Origin of the sequence: Curtobacterium sp. NPDC090223 (assembly GCF_044746585.1) — a bacterium.
In the GTDB taxonomy this organism is placed as follows: Bacteria; Actinomycetota; Actinomycetes; order Actinomycetales; family Microbacteriaceae; genus Curtobacterium.
Map to the genome: position 1 here is coordinate 87,826 of NZ_JBIVCN010000002.1, position 23,288 is coordinate 111,113.

At 72.1% G+C, this 23,288-nt stretch carries 23 protein-coding genes; 14 read left to right on the top strand and 9 right to left on the bottom strand.

Features of this window, described 5'->3' with window-relative positions:
* Positions 1-150: 150 nt before the first annotated feature.
* Positions 151-939 (bottom strand): MerR family transcriptional regulator, encoded by a 789-nt coding sequence (locus tag ACIPJY_RS05005; RefSeq protein ID WP_400463147.1) that lies wholly within the window; start codon positions 937-939, stop codon positions 151-153.
* Positions 940-1,069: 130 nt separating this feature from the next.
* Between ACIPJY_RS05005 and ACIPJY_RS05010 the strand changes: the two genes are divergently transcribed.
* The 4 genes from ACIPJY_RS05010 to ACIPJY_RS05025 all read left to right on the top strand — a co-directional run bounded on the left by ACIPJY_RS05010 (position 1,070) and on the right by ACIPJY_RS05025 (position 5,035).
* On the top strand, positions 1,070-3,304 hold the full coding sequence (locus ACIPJY_RS05010; protein ID WP_400463149.1) for an APC family permease: 2,235 nt from the start codon (positions 1,070-1,072) through the stop codon (positions 3,302-3,304).
* A gap of 30 nt (positions 3,305-3,334) precedes the next feature.
* Positions 3,335-4,099 carry a hypothetical protein gene (locus ACIPJY_RS05015; RefSeq protein WP_400463151.1) on the top strand — a complete coding sequence of 255 codons (765 nt, stop codon included), beginning with the start codon at positions 3,335-3,337 and terminating at the stop codon, positions 4,097-4,099.
* Between the two features lie 113 nt (positions 4,100-4,212).
* Positions 4,213-4,488 carry a DUF3072 domain-containing protein gene (locus ACIPJY_RS05020; RefSeq protein ID WP_400463154.1) on the top strand — a complete coding sequence of 92 codons (276 nt, stop codon included), beginning with the start codon at positions 4,213-4,215 and terminating at the stop codon, positions 4,486-4,488.
* Between the two features lie 106 nt (positions 4,489-4,594).
* Entirely contained in the window at positions 4,595-5,035 is a 441-nt protein-coding gene (locus tag ACIPJY_RS05025) for a DoxX family protein (RefSeq protein ID WP_400463157.1), read from the top strand.
* Positions 5,036-5,177: 142 nt separating this feature from the next.
* On the opposite strand, the gene ACIPJY_RS05030 is transcribed toward ACIPJY_RS05025, so the two are convergent.
* Positions 5,178-6,290 carry an NAD(P)-binding domain-containing protein gene (locus ACIPJY_RS05030; protein ID WP_400463159.1) on the bottom strand — a complete coding sequence of 371 codons (1,113 nt, stop codon included), beginning with the start codon at positions 6,288-6,290 and terminating at the stop codon, positions 5,178-5,180.
* 162 nt (positions 6,291-6,452) lie between these two features.
* Between ACIPJY_RS05030 and ACIPJY_RS05035 the strand changes: the two genes are divergently transcribed.
* Complete coding sequence (locus ACIPJY_RS05035; RefSeq protein WP_123654398.1) at positions 6,453-6,677, top strand: DUF3073 domain-containing protein; 225 nt, start codon at positions 6,453-6,455, stop codon at positions 6,675-6,677.
* Between the two features lie 224 nt (positions 6,678-6,901).
* Here the strand turns inward: ACIPJY_RS05035 and purM are convergent, their stop codons facing one another.
* Positions 6,902-7,999, bottom strand: coding sequence for a phosphoribosylformylglycinamidine cyclo-ligase (gene purM / locus ACIPJY_RS05040; protein WP_400463163.1), 1,098 nt, complete (start codon positions 7,997-7,999; stop codon positions 6,902-6,904).
* A gap of 72 nt (positions 8,000-8,071) precedes the next feature.
* Between purM and purF the strand changes: the two genes are divergently transcribed.
* Positions 8,072-9,529 (top strand): amidophosphoribosyltransferase, encoded by a 1,458-nt coding sequence (gene purF / locus ACIPJY_RS05045; protein WP_400463165.1) that lies wholly within the window; start codon positions 8,072-8,074, stop codon positions 9,527-9,529.
* An 84-nt stretch (positions 9,530-9,613) separates the two neighbouring features.
* Here the strand turns inward: purF and ACIPJY_RS05050 are convergent, their stop codons facing one another.
* Positions 9,614-10,009, bottom strand: coding sequence for a hypothetical protein (locus ACIPJY_RS05050; protein WP_400463168.1), 396 nt, complete (start codon positions 10,007-10,009; stop codon positions 9,614-9,616).
* Between the two features lie 108 nt (positions 10,010-10,117).
* Here ACIPJY_RS05050 and ACIPJY_RS05055 point away from each other — a divergent pair, with 108 nt between their 5' ends.
* Positions 10,118-12,694, top strand: a complete 2,577-nt coding sequence (locus ACIPJY_RS05055) for a response regulator transcription factor (protein ID WP_400463171.1) — start codon at positions 10,118-10,120, stop codon at positions 12,692-12,694.
* A gap of 286 nt (positions 12,695-12,980) precedes the next feature.
* Here ACIPJY_RS05055 and ACIPJY_RS05060 read toward each other — a convergent pair whose 3' ends face one another.
* Positions 12,981-13,343 (bottom strand): sterol carrier family protein, encoded by a 363-nt coding sequence (locus ACIPJY_RS05060; protein ID WP_400463174.1) that lies wholly within the window; start codon positions 13,341-13,343, stop codon positions 12,981-12,983.
* A 57-nt stretch (positions 13,344-13,400) separates the two neighbouring features.
* On the opposite strand from ACIPJY_RS05060, the gene purD reads away from it, so the two are divergent.
* Entirely contained in the window at positions 13,401-14,669 is a 1,269-nt protein-coding gene (gene purD / locus ACIPJY_RS05065) for a phosphoribosylamine--glycine ligase (protein ID WP_400463177.1), read from the top strand.
* The gene (locus ACIPJY_RS05070) at positions 14,666-15,547 is read left to right on the top strand and encodes a phosphoribosylaminoimidazolesuccinocarboxamide synthase (protein ID WP_400463180.1); all 882 of its coding nucleotides are present in this window, start codon (positions 14,666-14,668) and stop codon (positions 15,545-15,547) included. The genes purD and ACIPJY_RS05070 overlap by 4 nt, the downstream gene beginning before the upstream one ends.
* Before the next feature lie 293 nt (positions 15,548-15,840).
* Here the strand turns inward: ACIPJY_RS05070 and ACIPJY_RS05075 are convergent, their stop codons facing one another.
* Complete coding sequence (locus tag ACIPJY_RS05075; protein WP_400463183.1) at positions 15,841-17,043, bottom strand: PP2C family protein-serine/threonine phosphatase; 1,203 nt, start codon at positions 17,041-17,043, stop codon at positions 15,841-15,843.
* A gap of 166 nt (positions 17,044-17,209) precedes the next feature.
* Here ACIPJY_RS05075 and ACIPJY_RS05080 point away from each other — a divergent pair, with 166 nt between their 5' ends.
* From ACIPJY_RS05080 to ACIPJY_RS05100, 5 genes are read left to right on the top strand one after another with little or no spacing between them, the layout of a single operon-like run.
* Complete coding sequence (locus tag ACIPJY_RS05080; RefSeq protein WP_400463186.1) at positions 17,210-18,118, top strand: ABC transporter ATP-binding protein; 909 nt, start codon at positions 17,210-17,212, stop codon at positions 18,116-18,118.
* Positions 18,115-18,924: an ABC transporter permease gene (locus ACIPJY_RS05085; RefSeq protein ID WP_400463189.1), complete on the top strand. Its 810-nt coding sequence runs from the start codon at positions 18,115-18,117 to the stop codon at positions 18,922-18,924. Before ACIPJY_RS05080 ends, ACIPJY_RS05085 begins: the two co-directional genes overlap by 4 nt.
* 38 nt (positions 18,925-18,962) lie before the next feature.
* Positions 18,963-20,174 carry a sensor histidine kinase gene (locus ACIPJY_RS05090; RefSeq protein WP_400463191.1) on the top strand — a complete coding sequence of 404 codons (1,212 nt, stop codon included), beginning with the start codon at positions 18,963-18,965 and terminating at the stop codon, positions 20,172-20,174.
* Complete coding sequence (locus ACIPJY_RS05095; protein WP_123654409.1) at positions 20,171-20,797, top strand: response regulator transcription factor; 627 nt, start codon at positions 20,171-20,173, stop codon at positions 20,795-20,797. The genes ACIPJY_RS05090 and ACIPJY_RS05095 overlap by 4 nt, the downstream gene beginning before the upstream one ends.
* A gap of 9 nt (positions 20,798-20,806) precedes the next feature.
* Positions 20,807-21,127 (top strand): hypothetical protein, encoded by a 321-nt coding sequence (locus ACIPJY_RS05100; protein ID WP_400463195.1) that lies wholly within the window; start codon positions 20,807-20,809, stop codon positions 21,125-21,127.
* Positions 21,128-21,140: 13 nt separating this feature from the next.
* Here ACIPJY_RS05100 and ACIPJY_RS05105 read toward each other — a convergent pair whose 3' ends face one another.
* The 3 genes from ACIPJY_RS05105 to ACIPJY_RS05115 are packed head-to-tail and all read right to left on the bottom strand — an operon-like array spanning position 21,141 to position 23,206.
* Positions 21,141-21,968: a helix-turn-helix transcriptional regulator gene (locus ACIPJY_RS05105; RefSeq protein WP_400463198.1), complete on the bottom strand. Its 828-nt coding sequence runs from the start codon at positions 21,966-21,968 to the stop codon at positions 21,141-21,143.
* Positions 21,969-22,019: 51 nt separating this feature from the next.
* Positions 22,020-22,631, bottom strand: coding sequence for a signal peptidase I (gene lepB, locus ACIPJY_RS05110; RefSeq protein WP_400463201.1), 612 nt, complete (start codon positions 22,629-22,631; stop codon positions 22,020-22,022).
* Positions 22,628-23,206 (bottom strand): hypothetical protein, encoded by a 579-nt coding sequence (locus tag ACIPJY_RS05115; RefSeq protein WP_400463204.1) that lies wholly within the window; start codon positions 23,204-23,206, stop codon positions 22,628-22,630. The genes lepB and ACIPJY_RS05115 overlap by 4 nt, the downstream gene beginning before the upstream one ends.
* Positions 23,207-23,288: the final 82 nt, after the last annotated feature.

Here is a 23,288-nt window from a genome sequence, read left to right on the forward strand (position 1 = left end):
CTGTCGGCCCGCGGCCTGCCCGCCGCCTGTCGGCCCGCCGCACAACCAAAAACGGCCCGAACCACGCGTTTCCGTGGTTCGGGCCGTTTTCGGTTGTGCGAAGCCGCACCGCACCAGCGGCGCGCGGCCGCGCCACCGCGCGGCGCGGCGCTACAGCCCCGCGTCCGCCAGCGCGTGCATCGCGTCGCGGAGCGCGCGGGACGCGCCGGCGCCCGCCCACTCGTAGGCGTGCGTGAACCGCTCGTCCGCGACGTACATGTCAGCGAGCGTGCGGAACCGCTCCGCGGTGAGCTCGGCTGGCGGCGTCGCCTGCGCGAGCCACGCGAACTGCCGGCGGGCGAGCGCGACGCCCTGCTCGGACGACGGACCCGCGCCGGACGCGGCGAGCGCTGCGGCGTCGGTCGCGATCGCGCGCTGCTCGGCCTGGAACGCGGCCTTCGCCGAGCCGTCCTGTGCGCCCCACCACGCCGCGCCCCGCTCCCAGGCGTCGGCGCCCCAGCGCTCGGCCACCTCGTCCCGGAACCGCGTCTGGTCGAATCCGTCGAACGTGTCGTGCGTGGTCATGTCCTCTCCCTTCCGGAGTCTGGTGATGGTGGTGCGCACCGCCTGCAGCTGCCGGGCGATGCGGTCGCGTTCCCGTTCGAGCCACGCGACGTGTGCGGTGAGCGCGACGACGTCGTCCTGCTCGCCGTCGAGGACGTCCCGGATCGCGGACAGTCCGAGCCCGAGGCCCCGGAGCAGCAGGATGCGCTGGAGCCGCACGAGCGCTCGGTCGTCGTAGCGCCGCAGACCGCCGTCCCCGACCGCGGTCGCGGGCAGCAGCCCGATCGCGTCGTAGTGCCGGAGGGTGCGGCTCGACACACCGGCGGAACGCGCGACGTCGGCGATGCCGTGCGGTGCTTTCGCAGCTGGGTCGCCGGTGTCTGTCGGATCGCTCATGCAGGACACGCTACGGGTTGACGCTGCGTCAACCGCAAGCACCAATCTGGGAACCGGCCGACACAACCGCACCCGAGGCGGAATACCGCGCTCGGCACCCGTGTTGACTCGCGCCCGGAAATGAGTAGGTTTGCCGCTCGTGACGAACGAGATCCGGTCGCTGAAGTCGCGACTGATCGGGGATCCCCTCCCCTCCGAGAAGCTCGAGGGACAGCTCCTCCCGAAGCACCTGGCACTGCCGATCTTCGCGAGCGACCCGCTGTCCAGCGTGGCGTACGCGCCGCAGGAGCTCCTGATGATCCTGCTGCTCGGCGGGATGTCGTTCCTGACCTTCGCACCGTGGGTCGCCGCGCTCGTCGTCCTGCTGCTCCTCGTCGTCGTGGCGTCCTACCGGCAGCTCATCAAGGCGTACCCCTCCGGTGGCGGCGACTACGAGGTCGCGCACCGGAACCTCGGTGAACGCGCCGGCCTGGTCGTGGCGAGCGCACTGCTCGTCGACTACGTCATGACCGTCGCCGTGTCGGTGGCCTCGGGCGTGGACAACATCATCTCGGCGCTCCCGGTCCTGAACGAGTTCCGCGTCGAACTCGCCCTGCTGTTCGTCGTGCTGCTCGCGGCCGCGAACCTCCGTGGCGTCCGGGAGTCCAGCAAGGCCTTCGCGATCCCGACCTACCTGTTCGTCGCGAGCGTGTTCGTGATGGTCGTCACCGGCCTGGTCCGGGTGCTCGCGGGCAACGCCCCGGTCGCCGAGTCCGCGAACTACACGATCACGAACGTCGAGCACACCACGCAGGCGGCCTTCATCCTGCTGCTCCTGCGCGCCTTCGCCTCCGGCTGTTCCGCGCTGACGGGCGTCGAGGCGATCGCGAACGGCGTGCAGGCCTTCCGCCGCCCGAAGGTCAAGAACGCCCAGGCGACCCTGGTCGCGATGGGCGGCATCGCCATCGTCCTGTTCGTCGGGCTGATCACCCTGGCGCTCGTCGCCCGCGTGCACTACGCCGAACGAGCATGCGACCTGCAGGGCTTCGCGAACTGCGCCACCACGCCGCAGCGCTCCCTCATCGCCCAGATCGCCGCGGCGACCTTCGGCGACAACTCCGTGCTGTTCTTCGTCATCCAGGCGACGACCGCAGCGGTGCTGCTCCTGGCGGCCAACACCGCGTTCAACGGGTTCCCGCTGCTCGGCTCGATCCTGGCGCGTGACTCGTACGCCCCGAAGGCCCTCTCGACCCGCGGCGACCGGCTGATCTACAGCAACGGCGTCATCGTCCTCGCACTCGTCGCGGCCGCGCTCCTGGTGGTCTACCGGGCGAACGTCACGAGCCTGATCCAGCTGTACATCATCGGCGTCTTCGTGTCGTTCACGCTCGGGCAGACCGGCATGGTCCGGCACTGGACGCGGCTGCTCCGCGAGGACCGCGACGGCACCGCGACCGAGCCCGTCAACCGCGGCCAGGTGATGCGCTCCCGGGCGATCAACGCGACCGGCGCGACCTTCACGTTCGTCGTCCTGGTGATCGTCACCATCACGAAGTTCACGCACGGCGCCTGGCTGGTGTTCGTCATCATGCCGGTCCTGTTCGTGCTCATGCTCGGCGTGAACCGCTACTACCGCGACGTCAAGCACGAGATCGAGGCGGACGTCGAGACCGAGTTCGGCGCGACCGGCGACCACGCGATCGTCCTCGTGAACAAGCTCCAGAAGCCGGTGCTCAAGGCGCTCGACTACGCGATCGCGGCGAAGCACGCCGACCTCGAGGCGGTGCACGTCTCCATCGACGAGGCCGACGCGGAACTGCTCCGGCAGCAGTGGGCCGAGCACGGCATCGAGGTCCCGCTCACGATCGTCCCGAGCCCGTACCGCGACATCTCGATGCCCCTGATCAAGTACATCAAGGCGCACCGGATGCAGCACGGCTCCGAGGTCGTCACGGTCTACACGCCGGTCTTCATCGTCGGCCACTGGTGGGAGGGCCTGCTCCACAACCACCGCGGGCGCCGGATCCGGAAGAAGCTCCTGCTCGTGCACGGCGTCACCGTCGCGCTCGTGCCGTGGCTGCTCGACTCGTCCGAGCTGCTCTACGGCCGCCGCTCCCGCCCGTTCCCCGGCCAGGACCGCCGTGGCGAGCCCGTCCGTCCCGCGCTCCGTCGCTCGCCGAACGGCGTGTTCCGCAGCGAGGAGGACGACCGGCTCCTCCGGTCGGCCCAGCGCAACAGCCTCTCGGTCCAGCGCGCCGGCACGCAGTCGCGCCGCGTGACCCGTCCGGCCGGCCCCGCCGACGGCGTCGACCCGGCCCTGTGCACGGGCGAGCTCAAGGCCCTGGTGCCCGCCTCCCCGGGACGCACGCCGACGTCCGCGGAGTGACCCGGGCCTCCCGGCATACGATCTGAAGCCATGACCGACGTTCCCGACCTGCGCACCTACGCGACGTTCGACGGCCACGGCGGCAAGGTCTCCAAGCGCGTCGAGGTCCTCGACCACGCGCCGCTCGACGACCGGTACGCCGGGCTGGTCGCCGTCCGCGGCGAGCACCCGCTCGGCGCGCTCGACGAGCGCGCCGTCGACGACGACGCGGAACTCGCCCGCGGCGTCGCGAGCATCGGCTGGGTCGACCCCGCCACGCTCCGCGACTGGTACCGCCCCGACCGGGTCGTCGTCCCGCTCATCGAGGCACGTCGCTCCGGTCTCGAAGCCGGTGTCTACGCGGACACCCGGGGACGCGGTCGCGTCCAGATCGACGGCCGGGAGGCCCACCTCGCCCCCGACGGTCGGCCCGCGTTCCGCGCACTGGCCGGCTCCGGCGCTGTGGACGCGCCGCTCCCGAAGGACCAGGTCGTCCGGCTGGTCACCGTCACGGCCGGCGCCGTGACCGGCTCCGGCGCCGCGGGGGTCGAGATCGTCACCACCCCGATCAGCCCGCTGCTGGCGCCCGGGACGTACCCGGCGTACGCGGACGACGTGCCGGGGCTGCCGCCGCGCGTACCGTCCGGGACGGTCCGGGTGCGTGCGTCGGTGCTCCTCGACGGGTCGCTGCTGCCGGTGGAGCGGCTCGACGAACCGGCGAACACGCTCTGGGTGACGCGCGACGGGCGGTCGGTGCCGCTGGCGGCGAACGAGGTCGGCCCGGACCTGGTCCGGTACACGGCGGTGCCGGCCTGAGGTCGGCGGCCGGCGTCGGCGTGGCGTCGGTGGTGTGGCGTCGGTGGCGTGGCGTCCCCCGATCGGGCTCGCGCCTGATGTCGGTGTCGTGGGTCGCGCGTAGCGTTCGCGGCATGAGTGATGCATCTGGTGAGACCCTCGGCGGCGCACGCCCCGACCCCTCGACCACCGCGAGCAAGGACCCCGAGCAGTGGGTCACCGGCGACGAGCCGATGACCGGCCCGCAGCGCAGCTACCTCGACACCCTGGCGCGTGAAGCCGGTGAGGAACTCCCCGCCGACCTCTCCAAGGCCGAGGCGTCCGAGCACATCGACCGCCTGCAGGCCAAGACCGGTCGGGGCACCCCGGACGGCACGGACAGCTCGGGGACGATCGGCGCGACCTCCTGACGGGTCCGCTCTTCTGCGGACTCCGGGCTGGGCATGTCCTGGCGATACCCGGCGAGACCCCCGGACAGGGGTGATCGATGACACGTCAACCTCTACCGTCGTGGGCATGCGAACGACATCGACATCGATCGGCTTGACCGTGCTCCGCGTCGTCCTCGGGGTGGTGTTCATCGCCCACGGCGCCCAGAAGTTCGGGCAGGGCATCCCCGCCGTCGCCGAGGGCTTCTCCGGCATGGGCGTCCCCCTCGCCGAGGTCGCGGCGCCCCTGGTGGCCGGACTCGAACTCGTCGGCGGGATCCTGCTCGTGCTCGGTGTCGCGACGCGCATCGTGGGCGTGCTGCTCGCGGTCGACATGGTGGTCGCGGGGGTGCTCGCCCACTCCTCCGCGGGGTTCTTCTCGCAGGACGGCGGGTTCGAGTACGTGCTCGTGCTCGCGGCGGCCGCGCTCGCGGTGGCGCTGACCGGCCCGGGCCGCCTGTCCCTCGACGCGCTCGTGCTGCGGGCGCGCCGTCGCCGCCGCGGGCTCTCCGAGCCCCTGCCCGCGTAGCGCTGCGCGGGCGCTGCGCGCCGCGCGCGCCCGCTCCGCAGTGTGCGAGGTTGCGTGCACTGTGCGAGGCGCAAGGCCGCGCACGCAGTACGGAACCTCGCACACTGCGGGGGCGCGGCGCGGGGCCTCGCACCGTGCGAGGTCAGGGTGCGGCGAGCGCGTCCATCACCTGGCGCGCGATGAGCCGTCCGGCCCGGTTCGCGCCGATCGTCGAGGCCTGGGGACCGTACCCGGCGAGGAACAGGCGCGGTTCTTCCTGCGAGCGACCCTCGGACACCACGACGCCGCCCTTCGCGGTCCGCAGGTGCAGCGGCGCGAGGTGCCGGAGGTCCGCGCGGAACCCGGTGGCCCACACGATCGCGTCGGCGCGCACGTGCTCGCCGTCCGCGGTCACCACCCCGTCGCGCTCGATGCTCGCGAACACCGGCTCGTCGTGCAGCACCCCCCGGTCCAGACCCGCCCGGATCCGCCGGGACACCGGGACGCCCGTGCCGCTGACGATGCTCGGCAGGACCTCACCGGCACGGGCCGCCCGGTCCTGCTCGTCGACCGCGGCGACGGCGGACTCGACGTCGAGCGCCGACGTCTCCGACCACACCACGGGACGCCGGGTGAACCACCGCGTGGACCGGGCGACGCCGTCGAGCTCGAGCAGGAAGCCGATCGCGCTCGTCCCACCGCCGACCACGACGACGTCCTGGTCGGCGAACTCCGACGCGCTCCGGTACTCGGTCGTGTCGATCTGCCGTCCGGCGAACGTGTCGCGCCCCGGGTACCACGGCACGAACGGGGTGCCCCACGTACCGGACGCGTTGACGACCACCTCGGCGTGGATCCGGCTCTCGTGCCCGTCGGCGGTGCGGGTCGCGACACACAGCCCGCCGGCCGTGCGGGTGACGCTCGTCACCGCCACCGGACGCCGGACGCGGAGCCCGTAGTACTCCTCGAATCGTCGGTAGTACTCGCCGACGACGTCCCGTGCCGGCCGGGAACGGTCGGCATCGTCGAACCGGAGCCCCATCGCACCCATCCCGGGCAGGTCGTGCACCCGGTGCGCCGCGCCGAGCCGGAGTGCCTCCCAGCGGAACTGCCAGGCGCCACCCGTGGCCGGGGCCCGGTCCAGGACGACCAGGTCGGTACCCGGCTCCAGGCCGAGCCGGCGCAGGTGGTACGCCACGGAGAGCCCGGCCTGCCCCGCACCGATGACGACCACCCGGGCGTGCTGGTCGTCGGCGGTCGGTGTCAGGTCCGTCATCACTTCCGATTCTGCTGGACGCGCACGGTCGGGGGCCATGTCCAGATAGGGGTACATGGTAGAGTGATCGGCAGATTTCCAACCACGAACCGTTCGGATTCTCCGGGTGATGACTCGTCTCCCGTAGCACTGGACACGAGCCGACACACGAGGGGGTCACGCATGGGGCGCGGCCGTCAGAAGGCAAAGCACACCAAGGTCGCCCGGGAGCTGAAGTACTTCAGCCCGGAGACGAACTACGGTGCGCTCGAACGCGAGCTCTCCGCCGGGCACGACTCGGACGAGAACTCCTACGTCGACCGCTGGGCAGACCAATACGGGCCTGACCAGTACGAGGAAGACGACGAGTTCGAGCCCCAGCAGGACCAGCAGAACAAGTCCGCCTGACCCGCGGGACTCGAACGCCGCGCACCCTTCCGGGGCGCGGCGTTCGTGTGTGCGCATGAGTCGACACCGCACATGTCGATCGACACGAACGGTGTCGGAGCTTGCAAACGCATCACCTGCGTCCGCAAGCTTCGACACGGCACGAGTCGATCGACACGAACGGTGTCGAAAGAGTTCCGCAGAGCGGGCCCGCGCAGCACGCGCGCCCGCGAGCGCCGCGCGCCTCAGCCCGCGTACGTCCCGGTGAGGCGCACCGCGCCGCCGTCGACGCCCTTCGCGCCCTGCTCGAAGCCGTCGAGCTCGCGCGGAGACGTCGACACCGTGCCGACCGCCCACGAGGCGAGCCCGGCCGACCCGAGCGACGCGATGACCTCGGACGCCGCGGTGGCGGACACCACGGCGAACATGCCGATGCCGAGGTTCCAGGTGCTCTCGGTGTCCTCGATCGGCGTGCCCGCCATGTCGGCGAGGACCCGGAAGACGGGCAGGGGTTCCCAGGTGGCACGGTCGACCTCGACCCAGGACCCGACGGGCAGCACGCGCGCCAGGTTCGCCGCGATGCCACCACCGGTCACGTGCGAGAGCGAGTGCACCGCTCCCTCGTGCGAGGAGATCACGGAGAGCAGCGGCGTCGTGTAGAGGCGCGTCGGTTCGAGCAGGGCCTCGCCGACGGAAGCCGAACCGAACTCGGGCAGCGTGTCCGTGAAGCCGACCCCGCGCGACGACAGGATGTGCCGCACGAGCGAGTACCCGTTCGAGTGCAGCCCCGAGGACGCGATCGCCAGGACGACGTCCCCGTCGAGGACGCGCTCGGCACCCAGGACGGCGGAGGCCTCGACCGCACCGACCGCGGCACCGGCGACGTCGTAGTCGTCCGGCCCGAGGAGACCCGGGTGCTCGGCGGTCTCGCCGCCGACCAGGGCGGTGCCGGTCTCGGCGCAGCCGCGGGCGATCCCGGCGACGATGTCCGCGATGCGGGACGGCACGACCCGGCCGCATGCGATGTAGTCCGTCATGAAGAGGGGCTTCGCGCCGACCACGACGATGTCGTCGACGACCATGCCGACGAGGTCCTGGCCGATGGTGTCGTGCTTGTCGATCGCCTGCGCGATGGCGACCTTCGTGCCGACGCCGTCGGTCGACGTGGCCAGCAGCGGCCGTGAGAAGTCCTTCAGGAACGAGACGTCGTAGAGCCCAGCGAAACCACCGACGCCGCCCAGCACGGACGTGTTGTGGGTCGCCGCGACCGCGGACTTCATCAGCTCGACGGCCAGATCACCGGCGGCGGTGTCGACCCCGGCCTCTGCGTACGGGTTGGGCATGCGGAGTCCTCCGTCGTGGCATGGCAGACTTGTTCGGTACCACCCGATTCTACGGTCTGGAGCACACCGCGAATGTGCGGCATCGTCGGCCTCGTTGCGCAGGGGCCTGCAAACCAATCCATCTACGACGCTCTGCTCCTCCTGCAACACCGGGGACAGGACTCGACGGGCATCGCCACGGTCGAGGGTCACATCCACCACATGCACAAGACCCGTGGTCACGTGCGGGAGTCCTTCCGCACCCGTGACATGCGTGCCCTCCTCGGCACGATGGGGCTCGGGCACGTCCGGTACGCCACGAAGGGTGCCGCCAGCAACGAAGAGGAAGCCCAGCCGTTCTACGTGAACGCGCCCTACGGCATCGTCCTCGTCCACAACGGCAACCTGACGAACACGCGGGAACTGACGCGTGAACTCTTCGACATCGACCGTCGGCACCTCAACACGAGCTCGGACACCGAGCTCCTGGTGAACGTCCTGGCACACGAGCTGCAGGGACAGGTGCGCGGCGCCGACCTCGACCCGGGCCAGGTCTTCGACGCCGTCGAACGCGTGCACCAGCGGGTCGAGGGCTCGTACGCCGCGATCGCGACGATCGCCGGCCACGGGCTGCTGGCCTTCCGCGACCCGTTCGGCATCCGGCCGCTCATCCTCGGACACAAGTTCGACGACGCCGGCAAGTCCGAGTGGGTCGTCGCGTCCGAGTCGCTCGTGCTGGAGTCCGGTGGCTACGACATCGTCCGCGACGTCGCCCCGGGCGAGGCGATCTTCGTCGAGATGGACGGCACGATGCACGCCAGGCAGTGCGCGGCGAACCCGCGCCTGGTGCCCTGCTCGTTCGAGTACGTCTACCTCGCGCGCCCCGACTCCGTCATGAACGGCATCTCGGTGTACGACGCCCGACTCCGCCTCGGCAACCGCCTGGCCGACACGATCGCGCAGTACGCCCCGACCGGCGACATCGACGTGGTCATGCCGATCCCGGACTCCAGCCGACCCGCCGCGATGCAGGTCGCGCAGAAGCTCGGCATCGAGTACCGCGAGGGCTTCTACAAGAACCGCTACGTCGGCCGGACGTTCATCATGCCCGGGCAGGCGGAGCGCAAGCGTTCCGTGCGCCAGAAGCTCAACGCGATGTCGTCCGAGTTCAAGGGCAAGAACATCCTGATCGTCGACGACTCGATCGTGCGCGGCACGACGAGCAAGGAGATCGTCGAGATGGCCCGCGCCGCCGGCGCGAACGAGGTCACCTTCACGAGCGCGGCTCCGCCGGTCCGCTTCCCGCACGTGTACGGCATCAACATGCCGACCCGGCAGGAGCTCATCGCGCACGACCGGAAGATCCCGGAGATCAACCGGGTGCTCGGCAGCGACCACCTGATCTACCAGGAGATCGGCGACATGCGGGACGCCATCATCGAGGGCTCCGACGTCACGGACCTCGAGATGAGCTGCTTCACGGGCGAGTACGTGACCGGCACGGTGAGCCCGGAGTACCTCTCCTGGGTGGAGGCGAACCAGCTCAGCTGAGCTGGTCGCGAACGCGACCACCAGACGGACTGGAGGCCCGGTGCCAGCTGGCACCGGGCCTCCCGTCCGTCGATCTGGTCGCGACTACGGACGCTGGTCGCCGTGGTCCTCGATCTCGCCGTCCACGGTCTCAGGGGGCATGTCCACCGCGACCCGCTCCGCCGTCAGGCGGGCGGCCCGGCGGGCGAAGACCCGGTCCAGCACGATGGCGACGACCGCGCCGACGAAGCCGCCGATGGCGACGCCCCACAGGCCGAAGTAGCCGACCAGCCCGCTGAAGCCGACCGTCTCGGTCTGGTCGCCGCGGTCCAGATTCAGGGTGAGGGCGATCACGATGACCGTCACCACGAAGCCGAGCAGTGCGCCACCGACGATGAACACCCCGAACTTCGGGGCACGACGGATGGTGACCTCGTCCGGGGTGGAGACGGTGGCGGGCTCGGGGACCGGAGCGTCGTCGGGTTGATCGGTGTTGCTCACGACTCCATTGTCCCCCACTGTGGGACGTGCTCCGGCCTGCCCGTCCAGGCCGTTCCAGGGCAAGATGGATCGTACCGAGTGGTATCCCATGGGTGGAGGTGACGCTGGATGACCGGTTCGACGGCCGCTGACCGCCGACGTCGTCACGTCCCCGCCCGGATCGCCTGGCCGATCGTGCAGCGCCGCGAAGAGGACCGCGCCGTCTCCGTCGTCGCCGAGCACCGCACGAGCGTCGCGCTGGTCGGTGCACCCGGGCTCGGGAAGAGCACCGCTGCCGCCCGCGTCACCGACCGGGTCGCCGGCCGCGAGGGCGACGGCCGACTCCTGGTGGTCCCGATCACCGCGGTCGCCACCGGCGCCTCGATGCCGTTCGGCGCGGTCTCGGAACGGCTCGGCGACCTGCCGGCCGAGGTCCTCGCCGACGCGGCCGGAGCCGAGCAGCGCCTGCGCGAGGCCGCGGACGTCGTGGACCGCGACCTGCTGCTCCGCGTGGACGACGCCGACCACCTCGACGCGATCTCCGCCCGGTACGTCGCCTGGTTGGTCCGGCACCAGGGCGCCCGCCTGGTCCTCACCTGCCGGGACTTCACCGCGCTCGCCGAGCCGCTGCGGTCGCTGTGGCAGGACGACCTGCTCGAGCGGATCGACCTCGGGCCCCTCGACCTCCGGGACACCGCCGCGCTGATCGGCGACGCCCTCGCGGCCCCGCTCGAGTCCGCCTCCGTGGAGCGCGTGCACCGGGCGACCGAGGGCAACCCGCTGTACCTGCGCGAGGTGGTGCGGGCCGCGCTGGCGTCCGGCGCACTCGAGCACACTGCCTCCGGGTGGTACTGGCGGGGGCGGATCACCGCGTCGAACAGCCTGGCGGACATGTACCGGACGGAGCTCGGCGCGCTGCCGGAGGACCTCCGCGACGTCGTCGACATCGTGGCACTGGCGGACCCGATCCCGCTGTCCCGGCTGCTCGGCCTGGTGGGCGGCGGGGACGTGGACCGCGTCGTGGCGCTCGGCCTCGTCCGGATCGACTCGCTCGCGGACGGCGCCCCGGTCGTCCGGCCCTCGCACCCGCTCGTCGGCGAGGTCGTCCGCTCCCTGGTCCCCGTCGCCCGGCGCACCACCCTGTTCGCCCGGGCCAACGCCTTCCGCACCGACCACCCCGCCGGTGCCGTCCCGGCCGCCCGGCTCCGCGCCGCGCTCTGGGCGCTCGAGTGCGGGGTGCTCCCGCCCGTGCCGCAGCTGCTCGACGCCGCACACGTCGCGACCCGGCTGCAGGAGCTCGAGAGCGCCGTCGCCCTCAGCTCCGCGGTGCTCCGTGCCGACCTGTCGCCGACCGAGCGCGTCGCGGCACTCTGCCTGCGGTCGCTCGCCACCGGGTACAGCAGCGGTCGCGAGGCCGGCCGCGCCGACGCCGAGGCCGCGTGGGAGATCGTCCGGACGCGCAACGAGGAAGTCGCCGACACGGCCGTCATCGAGGCCTGCGAGACCCTGGCGAACATCCGGCAGTTCCACGACGACGACCCGCTCGCCGCCGTCGCCCTCACCGACGTGGCGATGGGACTGGTCCGCGCCGACGCTGCCGAACGGCTCCGCCTGCTCCGGCTCGCGCACCTCGGGTGGGGCGGGCGCTTCGGGGAGCTCCGCGTCGAGATCGACCGGTCCGGGATCGTGGACGCGCCCACCGTCCCGGTGTCCTTCCTCTGCGTCGCACCCTGCGCGGTGATGGCGCTCGCGACGGCCGGGCGGCTCGACGACGCGATGACGCTGGGGCGGGCGTCCCTGGCGACGGCCGCGGCCCACGTCGAGGAAGCGCCGTGGAGCGTCGGCGAACTCATCTCCGTCCTGCACCAGGTCCAGGTCTGGCGGGGCGAGATCGAGGACCTCTTCACCGAGGTCTCGCTGAACCGGTCGAACCCCTTCCTGAAGTACGACTTCACCCTCGAGCTCATCGGCGCCGGCAACCTGGCGCTCGGGCAGCGCCGCTGGGACGACGCGATCACCGCGTTCTCCGCCGCGTGCGAGCGGTACGCGGTCGCCGACCACGGCGGGTTCGGGGCGTACCCGTGGGCCCGGCTGGCGATGGCGTTGGCGTACGCGGGCCGCGCCGAAGAAGCGGGCGCCGCCCTCGAGCGCGCGCGGACGACCCCGCCGCGGGCCATGCGGATCACCGGCGAGCAGATCGCGACGACCGTGTCCTGGACCGAAGCGGTGCTCGGCAACCCCGCCGGGCTCCGACACGCGGACGAGCTGATCGACCGGGCGACGGCGAGCGGGGCGTGGACGCACGTCATGTACGCGCACACGCTGCACTACGCGAACGACATGCTGAACGGGCAGGACACCTCCGGGTCGCTCGACCGGATGCGCGAGGCCGCGGCCCGGGTGGACGGACCACTCGCCGCGGCCATCGTCGAGTACGCCGACGCGATCCGGGCCGGCGACCGCACCAGGACGATCGCGGCCGAGACGGTGCTGGCCTCGTGCGGGATGGCGGTCACCGCCGGACGGGTCCGGACACCGCTCACCCGGCGTGAGTACGAGGTCGCCGAGCTCGCGGCACAGGGACTGTCGAACCGGCGCATCGCCGAGCAGCTCGGGCTGTCGGTGCGGACCATCGACGCGCACCTGTCGCGGGTGTTCGCGAAGTGGGACCTGCACGCGCGGTCGGAGCTGAGCGCGCTGCTCTGAACTCGCTGCAGGCCCGATGGCCGCCGACTTTGCGCCTTTCGGCCTTGCACGCGCGATGGAAACGCAATTCGGTTGCGGAATGCAGCACGCCACGCCGAATGGTTGACACGTGACGCCGAACATCGCGTAGCGTTGGGTCCGTCGCCGGGTTCGGACCCGTTCGGGTCGGGTCCGAATCCCGGCGACTTCTACGCTACGGCCGGGGCTGTCGTCGCCACATCGGTAGGGCCTACCTAATTCGATCCCGGCGGGTACGCGGTGTCCGGCGCGCGCTCGTCGCTGGTCGTCAGTCGCTCGTCCGGACCGGCAGGAACGGAGCCAGGTCGGCGCGGGACCCGGAAGCGCTCACCAGGGCGCCGATCGACGCGTCGTCCCAGCGCAGGGCACCGGTGGCCAGGGCGATCCACGTCGTCGCGTCCGTCTCGATGACGTTCGGCGGGGTCCCGCGGGTGTGTCGCGGCCCCGGCACGGCCTGCACGGCGCCGAACGGCGGCACCCGGACCTCGACGCTGTTGCCGGGGACGTCCTCGGCGAGGCGCTGCAGCGTCCACCGGACGGCCGTCGCGACACTCGGACGGTCCGTCGCCCCTGCCACCACCGCCCGCAGCGCGGCGGATCCCTCCGCGTCGTCGATCGTCCTGCCCGGCATGTCCACAGGCTAGCCGGTGCATCGCAGCACGGGCCCGTGGCTCGGTAGGGTGATCGGGTGCGAATCCTCGTCCTCGGTTCCGGTGCCCGCGAGCACGCGATCATCACGGCGCTCCTCGCGGAGTCCGCCGGTCACGTCATCACGGCAGCGCCCGGCAACGCCGGCATCGCGGCCGACGTCGAGACGGTCTCGCTCGACCCCACGAACGGTCCGCTCGTCGCCGAGTACGCGATCGAGAACGACATCGAGCTCGTCGTCGTCGGCCCCGAGGCACCGCTCATCGCCGGCGTCGCGGACCCGATCCGGACCCGCGGCATCCCGGTGTTCGGTCCGAGCAAGGCCGCCGCCGCACTCGAGGGCTCGAAGGCCTTCGCGAAGCGGATCATGTCCGAGGCGAACGTCCCGACCGGCCGTCCCGTCTCCGCGGGCACCATCGACGAAGCCGTCGCCGCCATCGACGAGCTCGGCGCCCCGTACGTCGTGAAGGCCGACGGGCTCGCAGCCGGCAAGGGCGTCCTCGTGACCGAGGACCGTCAGGCCGCCGTCGACCACGCCACGTACTGGCTGCAGCACGGACCCGTCGTGGTCGAGGAGTTCCTCGACGGCGAAGAAGTCTCACTGTTCTTCCTCAGCGACGGCCACGACATCGCGCCGCTCAGCCCCGCGCAGGACTACAAGCGCCTCGGTGACGGCGACGTCGGTCCGAACACCGGCGGGATGGGGGCCTACTCGCCGCTCCCCTGGCTCGCCGAACGGTGGGGTTCCGAGTCCGCCTTCGTGGCCGAGGTGGCGGACCTCGTCGCGCTGCCCACCGTCCGACAGCTCGAACACGAGGGCACCCCGTTCGTCGGGCTGCTCTACTGCGGCCTGATCGTAACCGAGCAGGGTGTCCAGGTCATCGAGTTCAACGCGCGCTTCGGCGACCCGGAGACCCAGGTCGTCCTCCCCCGGCTGGCCACCCCGCTCAGCGAGCTCCTGCTCGCCGCGGCCTCCGGTCAGCTCGGCGGCCGCCCGGCACCCGAGTTCCGCGACGACGCAGCGGTCACCGTCGTCCTCGCGAGCGAGGGCTACCCGGAGAACCCGAAGACCGGCCGCGCCATCACCGGCATCGACGCCGCGAACGCCCGTGACGGCGTCGCGGTCCTGCACGCGGCGACGGGCGTCCTCGACGGCGAGCTCGTCGCGACGGGCGGTCGGGTGCTCAGCGTGGTCGCCACCGGCACCGACTTCACCCAGGCGCGGGACCGTGCGTACGCCGGCCTGCACGACATCACCCTGCAGGGCTCCCAGTCCCGCACCGACATCGCCGCGAAGGTCACCCGATGAGCGCAGCAGCACCCCTGGTCGACGGCTGGCAGCACGTCTCGTCCGGCAAGGTCCGCGAGCTCTACGTCCCCGCCGGCACCGCGAACGTCGCCGGTGCGACCGAGCTCCTGCTCGTCGCCTCCGACCGCGTGAGCGCGTACGACTTCGCGCTCGAACCGCCGATCCCGGGCAAGGGCGAGCTCCTCACGCGGCTCTCCCGATTCTGGTTCACGCAGCTCGGTGACGTCCCGAACCACCTGCTCGCGCCGACCGGCACCAGCACGCCGGTGCCGTCGGAGATCGCGAGCCGGTCGATGCACGTGATGCCGCTGCGGATGTTCCCGATCGAGTGCGTCGTCCGCGGCTACCTGGTCGGCAGCGGCTGGGCGGAGTACCAGGAGTCCGGCAGCGTCTGCGGCGTCGCCCTGCCCGAGGGCCTCGCGAACGGCGACCGGCTGCCGGAGCCGATCTACACGCCGGCGTACAAGGCACCCCAGGGCGAGCACGACGAGAACATCTCCTTCGAGCGCACGGAAGAGCTCGTCGGCCCGGAGATCGCGGCGCAGCTCCGGGACCTCTCGCTGCACGTCTACTCCGAGGCAGCGGCGATCGCCCTGCAGCGCGGGGCCATCATCGCCGACACGAAGTTCGAGTTCGGGCACGACACCGCCGGGCAGATCCGCATCGGGGACGAGGTCCTGACGAGCGACTCCAGCCGGTACTGGGACGCCACCTCGTACGACCAGGGCAACCGGACGGACTCGTTCGACAAGCAGATCGTGCGGAACTGGCTCAGTGACCACTGGGACAAGCAGGGCGTCCCGCCGGTGCTCCCCGACGAGATCGTCGAGCGCACGGCCGCCCGCTACCGCGAGCTCATCGAGCGCCTGGGCGCGTAGCGCCCGCGCGCCGGGGCGCGCCCGGCCGCGCGCGATCCCGCGCCGGTGAGATCGCACTTCGTGTCGTCACCCCGCGGCGTCACCCGACTGGAACTGCGATCTCACGGCCGCGCGACGCGGCATCTGCCAGACGGGAGGCTCGGCGCCGGTCCGGCACGGAGCCTCCCGTCCGGACGTGCTCGCGCTGGCCGCGCGCCGCTGAGATCGCAGTACGCGTCGCCTCCTCCGCGCCGGTCCGACACCAAGTGCGATCTCACGGCCGCGCGCGCCCGCGCGCCCGCACGCCCGCGCGCTCAGGCGTCGCGCGCGACGACGACGACCGTCAGGTCGTCTCCCGGATCGTGGGACGCCGCGCGAGCGCGGATGCGCTCCAGGAACGCCGCCGCGTCCGTCGAGTTCCGGTAGAGCCCGCCGAGCCGCGACAGCGACGCGAGCGTGGAGTCCCAGAGCTCGAGTGCGCCGTCGCTGACCAGGATGAGGGTGTCCCCCGGCTCGAGCACGAGCGACCCCGCGGAGCGGGACAGCCCCGTCGGGTGCAGTCCCAGCGGCAGGTCGAACGAGCGGTGGATGGTCTCGGTGCCGTCGGCGTGCAGCTGCAGCACCAGGCCGTGCCCGGCGTCGACGAAGTCCACCCGCCCGGACGCCGGCGACAGCACACCGTGGAACAGGGTCGCGAAGGACTCCGCGCGGCTGAGCTCCGGGGCGACCTGGGCCTCGAGCGCGGTGACGGCGGTGTCCGCGGCGGACGTGGCGTGCGCGAGCAGCGCCCCACGGATGTTCGCGGCGAGGAGCCCCGCGGACATCCCCTTCCCCATCACGTCCGACACGGTGAGGTGCAGCCCGCGATCCGACACGTGCCAGTCGTGGAAGTCGCCGGAGACGACCCCGTGCGGGACGGACATCCCGGTGACCAGGTACCCGGGCACGTCGACCGCGGCGGGCTCCAGCCCGGCGAGCACCGAGCGCAGACGGTCCTCGTCGGCGCCGGCGGCGAGCTCGCGCTCCGCCCAGGTCCCGAGCTCCTCGAGCAGCGCGACGTCGTCGGGTTCGAGCGTCCGGGGCGCGGAGTCGATGAGGCAGAGCGTCCCGACCTTGACGTCGTCGGAGCCGACGTGCAGCGGGACCCCGGCGTAGAAGCGCACGTTCGGGTCACCCGTGACCATCGGGAGGTCGCGGAACCGGGCATCGGACTGCGCGTCCGGCACGAGCACGGCTCCGGTGCTCGTGAGCGTGCGTCCGCAGAAGGTGTCCTGCAAGGGGATCGTCGGGCCGAACTCCGTCGCGCTCTGCTGCGACTTGATCGTCAGGCGGTCCACGCCGGCCAGGTTGAGGAACGAGCCGGAGACGCCGAAGGCCTCGCGTGCGATGCGGGTGATCCGGTCGAAGCGTTCCTCCGCGCCACCCTCGACGACGTCGAGCGCTGCGAGCAACGCCGCACGCCGGACCGCGTCCGCCTGGGGTGTCGACGGCACGGTCGTCGCGGTCTCCGCTGTCATGACTCCACGCTAACGCGCCAACCGGACAGGGCATGTCCCCAGATCGGAGGACCTCCGCCCCCAGTAGACGGGTCATTCCGCCGGACCGGGCCCCGTGACAGAAGTCACGGGAGATCCGTGACGGCTGCCCCATGGGCGCGTCGCGCTCCCACCGGAGGCTGGGACCATGAACCCAGCACCCGTGATCCAGCTCAGCGGCCTCCGGAAGCGCTTCGGCCCGGTGACCGCGGTCGACGGCGTCGACCTCACCATCCGCACCGGCGAGGTCGTCGCCCTGCTCGGCCCGAACGGCGCCGGCAAGACGACCACGGTCGACCTCGCGCTCGGGCTGTCCTCCCCCACCGAGGGCACGGTGCGGCTGTTCGGCGACGATCCGCGCCGGGCGGTCATCGACGGTCGGGTCGGCGCGATGCTGCAGGGCGGCGCGCTGCTGCCGGACATGACGGTCCGGGACGCGGTCGCGCTCGTCGGCGCCGCGCACCGCAGCCCGATGCCGATCGACGAGGCCCTGCGCCGCGCACGGTGCACCGAGATCGCGGGCCGCCGGGTGAACAAGCTCTCCGGCGGACAACTACAGCGCGCGCGCTTCGCGGTCGCGGTGGTCTCCGACCCGGACCTGCTGGTCCTCGACGAGCCGACCGCCGCCATGGACGTCGAGGCGCGGCACACGTTCTGGTCCTCGATGCGCGAGTTCACCGACGCCGGACGCACGGTCGTGTTCGCGACGCACCACCTCGACGAGGCGGACACGTTCGCCGACCGGATCGTCATCCTGCGGTCCGGTCGCGTCGTCGCCGACGGCACCCCGGCCGAGATCAAGGCGATCGCCGCGACGCGGACGATCCGCTTCGGCGGGGTCCCCGAGACCGCCCACGACGCACTGCTGGCACTGCCCGGCACGGTCGGCCTGGAGGCTCGGCACGGCTCCGTCACGCTCCGCACCGACGACTCCGACGTCACCCTCAGGGCCCTGGTCGCCTCGTTCCCGGAGGCCCACGACATCGAGGTGGTCGCCTCCACGATGGACGACGCCTTCCTGGCACTCACCCGCGACCCGATCGGAGCACCCGCATGACCACCACGACCCCCGCGGCAGTCGCCGCACCGCTGACCACGCCCGCTGCGCGGGGCGGCCGGATGCCGATCCGCTACGTGCTGCTCGAGACGAAGCGACAGCTCCGGAACGTCCGGGCGATGGTGTTCACCTTCGCCGTGCCGGTCGTGATGCTCCTGGTCTTCGGCGCCGCCTACGGCTCGGAGCAGGACCCCACCACGGGACTGCGGTACCTCGTCGTGACCACGCTCCAGATGGCGTCGTACGGCGCGATGATGGCCGCGCTCAGCCAGGCCTTCGCGATCGTCAACGAGCGCTCGATCGGCTGGAACCGGCAGCTTCGGGTCACGCCGCTCTCCGGGTGGGGGTTCCTGGTGTCGAAGGTCATCGCCGCGATGGCGTTCTCCGCGATGTCGATCGCCGTGACGATCCTGGTGTCCGTCCTGGCGCTGCACGCCTCGCTCGACCCCGGCCACTGGATCGCGGCGGCGTTCGGGATCTGGTGCGGTGTCGTGCCGTTCGCGCTGATCGCGATCCTGATCGGGCAGTTCGCGAAGCCGTCCTTCGCACAGCCGCTCTTCATGGTCGTGTTCATGGGGCTCGCGATCCTCGGCGGGCTCTGGGTGCCGCTGTCGATCATGCCCTCGTGGATGGCCAGCGTGGCGCACCTGCTCCCCTCGTACTGGCTGAACCGGATCGGGCAGATGGGCGCCGGCGCCACGGGGACGAGCGGCATGCTGGAACCCGCGCTGGTCCTCGTCGGGTGGGCGATCGCGCTCGGAGCCGTCATCATGTGGCGCTACCGTCGTGACGCCGCGCGGCAGTGACGTGCGCGGCCGGCACGGACGGCCCTAGCCTTGCGTCCATGGACGACGTGACGAGCGTTGCGGGGGCGAGCCGGGCCTCCCGTCAGCTCCCACGCTCGTTCCCGTGGGCCGCTCCGCCCAGCAGCGACGCGGCGGAGATCGCGCACGCGCGTCGGCGGTGGTACGGCGGTGCGGTCTTCGGGCTGCTGTGGCAGGTGCTGCTCATCGTGGCGCTCTGGACCGACGGGCGCTCGCTGACGGACCACCTCGTGTCCACCGTCGCGCTCACGCTGGTCTACGCGTTCTACCTGGTCGCGCCGGAGCTGATGTGGCGACGCGGACTCGCCGGGCGCACCGTCGTCGTCGGTTCGTACGCCCTCTGCTGTGCGCTCCTGCTCGTCGTGGTCGGACCGCTCGCGGTGTGGTCGTGGCCGCTGCTCGTGGCGTTGTCCGGCTTCGTCGCGGCACGGATCTGGGTGGCACTCGCGATCGTCGTGGTCACCGTGCTCGGGGAACTCGTCGTCGCCGCGGTCATCGGGTGGTCGAACGCGTCGGACATGGGGATCCTGTTCGCGCCCGTGATCACGGTCTCGGTCGGGGCGTCGATGCTGTTCTTCGGGCGCCAGCGCGAGGCGGAGCAGCGGCTCGGCGTCGCCCAGGACGAGATCACCCGACTGGCCGTGGTCGAGGAGCGTGCCCGCTTCTCCCGTGACCTGCACGACGTCCTCGGGCACTCGCTGACGGTCGTCGCGATGAAGTCCGAGCTCGCGGCACGACTCGTGGACGTCGACCCCGCCCGCGCCAGGGTCGAGATGCAGGACGTCGAGCGGCTCTCCCGCGAGGCCCTGCAGGGGCTGCGCCAGGCGGTCAGCGGGTACCGGGAGGCCGACCTGTCCGCCGAACTCGTCTCGGCCCGTGCGGCACTGTCCGCAGCGTCCATCGACGCCGACCTGCCGGTGTCCGGCGACGTGGCCGCGACCGACGTCCGGAGCCTGTTCGCGTGGGTCCTCCGCGAGGGCGTGACGAACGTCGTGCGGCACGCGGCGGCGTCGGCGGTGCGCATCACGCTCACGCGGACGTCGCTGACGGTGGAGGACGACGGGACCGGGGTGCTCGGTGCCGCTGGTCCCGACGCCGCGGGTGGTGACGTGCTCGGGGGCAACGGGCTCCGTGGGCTCCGGGAGCGCGCCGATGCCGTCGGTGCGACGCTCGTCACCGGGTCGAGCGAGCTGGGCGGGTTCCTGCTCCGGGTGGAACGAGGGCGACGATGACCGACACGATCCGGGTGCTGCTCGCCGACGACCAGGCGCTCGTCCGCGGTGCGCTCGCGTCCCTGCTGTCCCTCGAGCCGGACATCGAGGTCGTCGCGCAGGTGGCCAGGGGCGACCTGGTCCTCGACGCCGCCCGGGAGTCCGGTGCCACCGTCGCGCTGCTCGACGTCGAGATGCCCGGCGCCGACGGGCTCACCGCCGCCGCACAGCTCGCCGCGTCGCTGCCGTCCTGCCGTTCCCTCATCGTCACCACGTTCGGCCGCCCGGGGTACCTCCGGCGCGCGCTCGAGTCCGGTGCCGCCGGGTTCGTGGTCAAGGACACGCCCGCCGAACAGCTCGCCGACGCCGTCCGCCGGGTCGCCGGCGGGTTCCGCGTCGTCGACCCCGTGCTCGCCGCGGAGTCCCTGGCAGCCGGCCCGTCGCCGCTCACCCCGCGGGAGACCGACGCGCTCATCGCGTTCCGGACCGCGCCCACCGTCGCCGGGGTCGCCGCCGCCCTGCACCTGTCCGAGGGCACCGTGCGGAACCACCTGTCCGCGGCGATCGGGAAGACGGCCGCGCGGAACGCCACCGAGGCGCTCCGGGTGGCTGCCGACAACGGATGGCTGCTCGGTTCCGCGTAGGCTTGCCGGGTGCTCCGTCGTCTCCCCGCTGTCCTGGTCCTCGGTCTCGCCGCGGGCTTGGTCCTGACCGGGTGCGGTGCTCGTGACTCCACCGGGCGGATCTCCGTCACCGTGTCCGCGAACGAGGCCGAGCACGGGTACCTGGTCGAGGTGCTCGTCCCGAACGGACGGGCGGCCGCGCACCAGAAGGCGTTCCCGGGCGACACCCTGAACTTCGCGGGGATCGCCGTTGGCAAGGTCACCGTCCGCGCCGACGGGCTGTGCTCGACGACGGCGGACATCGCGAGCGGCGAGGTCACCGACGTGACGCTGACGTCGAGCGGGTGCTGAGCCAGCCGGTGTGTCAGCCGCGGCCGTACCGCGCCAGCGTCTCGTGCGGGCTCTCCCCGAACCGGTCCCGGTAGGCGGCGGCGAACCGCCCGAGGTGCGCGAACCGCCACCGCACGGCGACCTCCCGCACCGTGACGACACCGCGTCGTCGCACCTGCAGCTCGAGGTGCACCCGGTCGAGCCGCACCTCGCGGAGGTACCGCATCGGCGTGACGTCGAGCGTCCGGCGGAACAGGTCCTGGACACCGCGCTCGCTCAACCCGGCCGCAGCGCCGATGTCCCCCACCGTGACGTCGTGGGCGGCGTGCTCGTGGACGAACCGCACGACGCGGCGCAGCCGGTTCTCCACGTCGGACCGCGACCGGGTGAACGTCGACAGGACGACCTTCGCCACCCGGTGGTTCACCGCACGGCGGTCGTCGTCGGGCAGCCCCGGGTCGAGGATCTGCTTCGTCACCTCGCGGAGCAAGGTCCGGAGGGGTTCGAGCCGGATGTCCCCGGCGTCGGGTTGGACGAACTCCCACGGATCGGTGTCCGTGTCGACCCGCGCCGCCACGGTCTGCAGGAACGTCGGCGACAGGTGCAGCAGCGTCATCCGGGTGGCGTCGGTCTCGAACGCGTAGGCGACCGGCGCGGAGAGCATCATCGGCCGTCCGGGGCCCACGTCCCACCGCTCGCCGGTGTCGGCGGTGAGCACGGCGTGCCCGTCCGAGAGCCAGAACAGCACGTGGTCCGGGCGGGGGCCGATCGTCCCGGTGCGCGGTCCGTGGGTGCCGATCCGCCGCAGGCTGACGTCGTCGTCGCCCCCGGTGACGTACTCGAACGGCGGTGTCTCGGTCACGCGCTACGGTATCGCGGCAGCGGTCCCGCGCAACACCGCGGCCGGCTCGGCTCACCCCGGGTCGGGCACCGCGTCCCACTCGTCGCCGTGTCGGGACAGCGTCGACCACCGGCTGATCGGCCACGTGATGACGAAGGCCCGTCCGACGACGTCCGACTCCGGCACGGCGCCGTGCACGCGGGAGTCAGCGGAGTCGTACCGGTTGTCGCCCATCACCCAGATCCGGCCGGCCGGCACCGTCTCGGTGAAGTCGTTCGACACCCGGTCGGAGCCCTGGTCGTGCAGCACGTAGGGCTCGTCCACCGCGTGGCCGTTCACCTGCAGTCGCCCCTGCGCGTCGCAGCAGGACACCTCGTCACCCGGCAGCCCGATCACCCGCTTGATGAGGTCGTCGCCGAGCCCGGGGCCGAGCCAGCCGCCCGGGTCCTTGAAGACGACGACGTCGCCGCGCTGCAGCTTCACCGTCTTCGGGACGAGCTCGTTCACGAGCACCCGGTCACCCACGAGCAGGGTGTTCTCCATCGACGCCGACGGGATGTAGAACGAGCGCACCAGGTACGACTTGACCAGGAACGACGCCAGCAGCGCCGCGACGACGATGATGACGAGGTCCCGCAGGAACCGCCAGTTCGATCGCTTGGGGGTCGTCGGGGATCCGCTCAATGCGTCAACACCACCTTCACGAGGCCGATCACGAAGGCGACCGCGGCGAGCACGATGCCGCCCCAGAGCCCGAGGAACGTCGGACGCTTGCCGCTGAAGCGCTGCATGAACACGCCGACCATGCCGATGCGGACGACCAGGATCACGAGCGCCGCCGTCTGCGCCCAGGGCGCGGGGATCCAGCCGATCCAGGCCGCCGCGTAGAGCACCGCGGGGATCATGCCGGACGTCGCGATGGGGTTCGCGTTGCGCACGATGGTCACGAACGACTCACGCCGGGCGTCGTCGTCGGTCTCGTCGTCGCCGATGCCGTGCGCGACGAGGTGCGAGAGAACGTGCGCCAGGTACGTCAGGACCGCGGTGGCGAGGACCGCCCACACGGCCGAGCCGTGGTGGATCGCCTCGGGGTCGACCGCGATGGCCGCCGCGAGGACCGTGATGTTCCCGTAGATGTACGAGGACATCCGGTCCCGCATCTGCGCGACCGGGAACGTCCGCCCGTCCGGACCCCGCCCGTCCGGACCCCGGCCGCGGATGGGTCGGGCGCGGTCGGGGGCGCGTCGTGAGCGTGGCATCCCTCCATCTTGGCCCTGCCGCGGCCCGCTCCGCCGACAGGACGCCGAGTGCGATCCCGAACGCGCCCATTTGGTTGACGCG

What these genes read in the sequence shown, in the direction of transcription:
- ACIPJY_RS05005 (WP_400463147.1), bottom strand. Translation starts at nt 939, where the DNA reads ATGAGCGATCCGACAGACACCGGCGACCCAGCTGCGAAAGCACCGCAC.
- ACIPJY_RS05015 (WP_400463151.1), top strand. Translation starts at nt 3,335, where the DNA reads ATGACCGACGTTCCCGACCTGCGCACCTACGCGACGTTCGACGGCCAC.
- ACIPJY_RS05020 (WP_400463154.1), top strand. Translation starts at nt 4,213, where the DNA reads ATGAGTGATGCATCTGGTGAGACCCTCGGCGGCGCACGCCCCGACCCC.
- ACIPJY_RS05025 (WP_400463157.1), top strand. Translation starts at nt 4,595, where the DNA reads ATGCGAACGACATCGACATCGATCGGCTTGACCGTGCTCCGCGTCGTC.
- ACIPJY_RS05030 (WP_400463159.1), bottom strand. Translation starts at nt 6,290, where the DNA reads ATGACGGACCTGACACCGACCGCCGACGACCAGCACGCCCGGGTGGTC.
- ACIPJY_RS05035 (WP_123654398.1), top strand. Translation starts at nt 6,453, where the DNA reads ATGGGGCGCGGCCGTCAGAAGGCAAAGCACACCAAGGTCGCCCGGGAG.
- purM (WP_400463163.1), bottom strand. Translation starts at nt 7,999, where the DNA reads ATGCCCAACCCGTACGCAGAGGCCGGGGTCGACACCGCCGCCGGTGAT.
- purF (WP_400463165.1), top strand. Translation starts at nt 8,072, where the DNA reads ATGTGCGGCATCGTCGGCCTCGTTGCGCAGGGGCCTGCAAACCAATCC.
- ACIPJY_RS05055 (WP_400463171.1), top strand. Translation starts at nt 10,118, where the DNA reads ATGACCGGTTCGACGGCCGCTGACCGCCGACGTCGTCACGTCCCCGCC.
- ACIPJY_RS05060 (WP_400463174.1), bottom strand. Translation starts at nt 13,343, where the DNA reads ATGCCGGGCAGGACGATCGACGACGCGGAGGGATCCGCCGCGCTGCGG.
- ACIPJY_RS05070 (WP_400463180.1), top strand. Translation starts at nt 14,666, where the DNA reads ATGAGCGCAGCAGCACCCCTGGTCGACGGCTGGCAGCACGTCTCGTCC.
- ACIPJY_RS05075 (WP_400463183.1), bottom strand. Translation starts at nt 17,043, where the DNA reads ATGACAGCGGAGACCGCGACGACCGTGCCGTCGACACCCCAGGCGGAC.
- ACIPJY_RS05080 (WP_400463186.1), top strand. Translation starts at nt 17,210, where the DNA reads ATGAACCCAGCACCCGTGATCCAGCTCAGCGGCCTCCGGAAGCGCTTC.
- ACIPJY_RS05085 (WP_400463189.1), top strand. Translation starts at nt 18,115, where the DNA reads ATGACCACCACGACCCCCGCGGCAGTCGCCGCACCGCTGACCACGCCC.
- ACIPJY_RS05090 (WP_400463191.1), top strand. Translation starts at nt 18,963, where the DNA reads ATGGACGACGTGACGAGCGTTGCGGGGGCGAGCCGGGCCTCCCGTCAG.
- ACIPJY_RS05095 (WP_123654409.1), top strand. Translation starts at nt 20,171, where the DNA reads ATGACCGACACGATCCGGGTGCTGCTCGCCGACGACCAGGCGCTCGTC.
- ACIPJY_RS05115 (WP_400463204.1), bottom strand. Translation starts at nt 23,206, where the DNA reads ATGCCACGCTCACGACGCGCCCCCGACCGCGCCCGACCCATCCGCGGC.